Annotated in this window: 4 protein-coding genes and 1 pseudogene; 1 reads left to right on the top strand and 4 read right to left on the bottom strand. The window is 59.1% G+C overall.

Translation table 11 applies throughout. From position 1 onward, the window contains the following. Nucleotides 1-195: 195 nt before the first annotated feature. Nucleotides 196-531, bottom strand: coding sequence for a hypothetical protein (locus HY30_RS15350; protein ID WP_051615560.1), 336 nt, complete (start codon nucleotides 529-531; stop codon nucleotides 196-198). 3 nt (nucleotides 532-534) lie between these two features. Next, nucleotides 535-1,101, bottom strand: coding sequence for an antirestriction protein ArdA (locus HY30_RS15345; protein WP_045695777.1), 567 nt, complete (start codon nucleotides 1,099-1,101; stop codon nucleotides 535-537). Between the two features lie 251 nt (nucleotides 1,102-1,352). Here HY30_RS15345 and HY30_RS15340 point away from each other — a divergent pair, with 251 nt between their 5' ends. Next, a complete protein-coding gene (locus HY30_RS15340) occupies nucleotides 1,353-1,823 on the top strand; it encodes a GNAT family acetyltransferase (protein ID WP_206741490.1) in 471 nt (156 codons plus the stop codon). 328 nt (nucleotides 1,824-2,151) lie between these two features. Here the strand turns inward: HY30_RS15340 and HY30_RS15335 are convergent, their stop codons facing one another. Next, nucleotides 2,152-2,970 carry a DNA -binding domain-containing protein gene (locus HY30_RS15335; RefSeq protein ID WP_034742714.1) on the bottom strand — a complete coding sequence of 273 codons (819 nt, stop codon included), beginning with the start codon at nucleotides 2,968-2,970 and terminating at the stop codon, nucleotides 2,152-2,154. A gap of 298 nt (nucleotides 2,971-3,268) precedes the next feature. After that, nucleotides 3,269-3,511 (bottom strand): annotated as a pseudogene (locus HY30_RS15330) (4-hydroxy-2-oxovalerate aldolase); the annotation flags it as partial.

Raw genomic sequence — 3,511 nt, 5'->3', positions numbered from 1 at the left:
TATCCGACCGCCTCATTAGTATGCTGTCAGACGTTCACTCGCGGCCAGTCACGCGAAGCAAGCCGCCGACAACGTGATGCCTTGGGTGCCAGAGATTATGTGGAGCTTGCCGATGACAAAATCATATCGATACAGAGGGTTAAGCGGAGTGCTCCACATAATCGTGGACTCAACACAAGCCAGCTTATGTAGAGCTCAACATAAGCTGGCGGCATGAGATTCCAGTTCCACGCTTTCGCGTTCAATGGCGAGCACGATTCCGCAATAGAACCACTCATCCTTGCGCCACGCGTCCATGACGGCTTCGGCGTCTGCTTGCGCCTTCGTCAGCCGCTCGCGGAAATTGTTTCCGGGTCCGATAAATCCCGGGTCGCCAATATTGAGCGATGGCCAGAATCCGTCCTGGCGCTCGTCTGGACTATCCGGACAGTCGTCGCGGACGATCCGCGCGGTGACGCGAAAGCCGTCAATCTCGACGGCAATGCTGTCGCCCTCGCACACATAGCGGTCAAATCTCTCCCGGAACGCCATGACTCAGCGGCTCCAGAAAATGTGGACTTCATCAAAGCCCGTCTGGAACACCATGATCTCGCCATTCATCGCCATGTCGCGGGCAAGCGCGGTCCAGTCGATATAGTAATCGAGCGAGGCCGGAATCTCTGTCCCGCTGTCGCGCGTCACTTCCTCGGCAAAGTCTGCGGCGCTGCGATATTCGCCTGCATAGTCTTCAAACGCGGCGTGAGCCTGTTCAAGGTCATCGCCGAATTCGCGGTAGAGTTTCGCTCCAAGGCTCCCGTGTTCGGTGATGAAGTCCGCAAGGGCGCAAACTGTCTCGAAGGAGGCATATTCGGAAATGCGCGCGCCTTCGAACCCCTCATAGTCATGAATTGACCATTCCTCCGCACCCGGTTCAGGCGACGCCGCCAGCATGGCGCGGACGCCCTGCATCATCTCGTCCGGTTCTGTCGCGTCGATCCACGCCCCGTGGAGCCGTCCATTATTATACGCGGCAAGACAGGCGACATAGATGCGGGGCGTGTCCCGCAAATCTGGTCCGGTCGCTGTTCCAAGGGGAGCGGGAGTCTCGTGTGAAGGGGTCATGTCAGCCTCGCAAAATTGAACCTCGCCCGCGTGCCTTTCCCGGCAGGCGGGAGGGGGCGGACGAAAGGTGCGGGCGCCCGGGCGTATGAGGGCCGGGGGCAAGGCGGAAAGGTAGGAGGCACGGAAAGAACCGGCGGACCCAGGTCACCGGCGCCTTGCGCGCGGGCCGCGCCCGGGCAGACGCGCCGTCCGCCCCCTCCCGGCTGCTGGGAAAGCTTGTCCACGCTTTCAAACACCAAACAGGCAGGCTGGTGCCGTGGATACGAATCCTTCCAGACCCGACAGCCATGGCCTTGGATATACGAGACTTCCGGGAAGCTGACCGCGCAGCGCTGATTGCGCTTTGGGAGGCGTGTGCGCTGACCCGGCGATGGGACGACCCGAATGCAGACATGGACCGGTCGATCGCATCCCGCGATGCCACGATCCTCGTCGGTACATTAGATAACGATGTCATTGCCAGCGCCGTGGTCGGCCATGACGGCCATCGCGGCTGGATCTACTATCTGGCTGTCAGCCCAGACCGTAAAGCCTGCGGCCATGGGCGCGAAATGATGGCCGAAGCCGAGCTTTGGCTGACGGCGCGGGGGACGCCGAAGGTGCAGCTCATGGTGCGCGGGGAGAACGAGACCGCGACTGCCTTCTACAATGCCCTCGGCTACGAGCGCCAGGATGTGACCGTTCTCGGCAAATGGCTCATGCCATCGCCCGAGGCAGATTGAGGTATCGAGAGGCCACGCGCGCCTGACCCCTCTGGCCGTAAGGCCAGTGGGAAGCAAAGCGCGGCCCCCGCCGGCGAGCCCCCGCAGCGCGCGGCGACCCGAACGGGTGGCCGCGTGACCGGAGACGAGCCGGGCCCGGTCAGGTGACGTGGACGAGGTGGAGGGCTCTCGTCTCCCGGACAGCCCCGCGTCAGCAGGCGGGGGAGGGGCGATGCTTACAAGTGCTTTGAGATACTAAGAGGTGTCTACCAGTTCGTAAGCCGCTAATCGAAATAGAGCGTTCGACCGGATGACGTCGTATGCGCTCTTCGATGTGCGGAGGGGCAGGTCAAAGGTTCTCTTCCAAAAGGGAGAAATATTCGCCGTCCCGAAGGCGCTGGCCCTTGGCGAGCAGGCGGGCCATTTCGGACTTCATGGCGGACGACGGTCCGCCCCATTCTTCCGAGATGCGCTTCTCACCATAGAAAATCGTCGCGGTTTCACGATAGGTGAGTCCCGCGTCGTGGGCATCCAAGGCGACAAGAGCGTTGCGATAGCCGAGGCCCTTGCGTGACCAGACAGGAGGCGACATGTCGTCGTCGCCGTAGACCTTCTGGGCACGGTTCAGCGCATTCACGTGATCCTGCATTGTGCTGAATCCCGAGATGGAGAATTCCATTTTTACAGGCTCGAGGGACAAGAGCGACTTGCCACTGCACCTGACCTGGATCGAGCACTTCTTACCTTTGACAAGGATGTGTTCGTGCTCGAAGGCATCCACGAGATGGATGATCTTGCAGAGGCGCGTGCTCTTTTCGAAGATTTCGTCGATCTCGCCGCGCTCTCTTTCACGCACGTGAACGGCGACCTTGCGGGGATAGGTCTTGTCGGACCAGAAGACATGCGTGGTAAGGGCCGACTGATCTGGGTTCGGAAAATAGAGAAGTCCCCAGTCTTCGGCTTGGCGGTCCTGCTCGCAAAGCCGGAGAAGCTGTATGTCACAACATGCCGTTCTTGTTTCAAAGTCAGGTTGCGCAGCATAGGCGGCGGCTTTCAGCGCGGAATTGCGCCGGGCGAATTCCCAGGCCCAGTTCCCGCGTGAGAGATTGGCGGTGTAGTCATACCTGGCGAGGGTATCGTTCAGGTCTTCTATCGTGTGAACAAGCATGGATCTGCCTCCCGCGTCAGGGGAATGCAGAAGGCGTGCCAATTTCAATTTATCATGGAAACTTCAAGGTTGCTCGCTTAGGTCAAAAGGCGATGAAAAAGTGCGCTCACCGAGCCAAAAGCACTGTACGCACATAAGCAGATTGAGCGTGTTCTGACTGCGCCGTTCGTCCAGACAGATTGAATCTCGCAGCCGTCACAATTACAACAGGCTGCATCGAGAGATTGATACCAGATAGATGATTGTAGTCTCGCATCGTGACCGCGATGCAAGACAACAGTCAATAAAGATTGGTCGCTCACGTCGCAAGTTTTTGAGTGGATTGTTGTTCTTTCAATATATCCAGGGCTACGTCGACGATCATATCTTCCTGGCCACCAACCATACGCCTACGTCCTAGTTCAACCAGGATTTCACGTGTATCGATCCCATAATCTTTCGCTGCCTTCTCTGAATGCCGGAGGAAGGACGAGTACACCCCGGCATAGCCCAGCGAGAGCGTTTCGCGATCAACGCGGACGGGGCGGTCCTGGAGTGGGCG

Source organism: Hyphomonas chukchiensis, assembly GCF_000682695.1.
Taxonomy (GTDB): Bacteria; Pseudomonadota; Alphaproteobacteria; order Caulobacterales; family Hyphomonadaceae; genus Hyphomonas; species Hyphomonas chukchiensis.
This window is presented reverse-complemented; position numbering and strand designations above follow the sequence as displayed.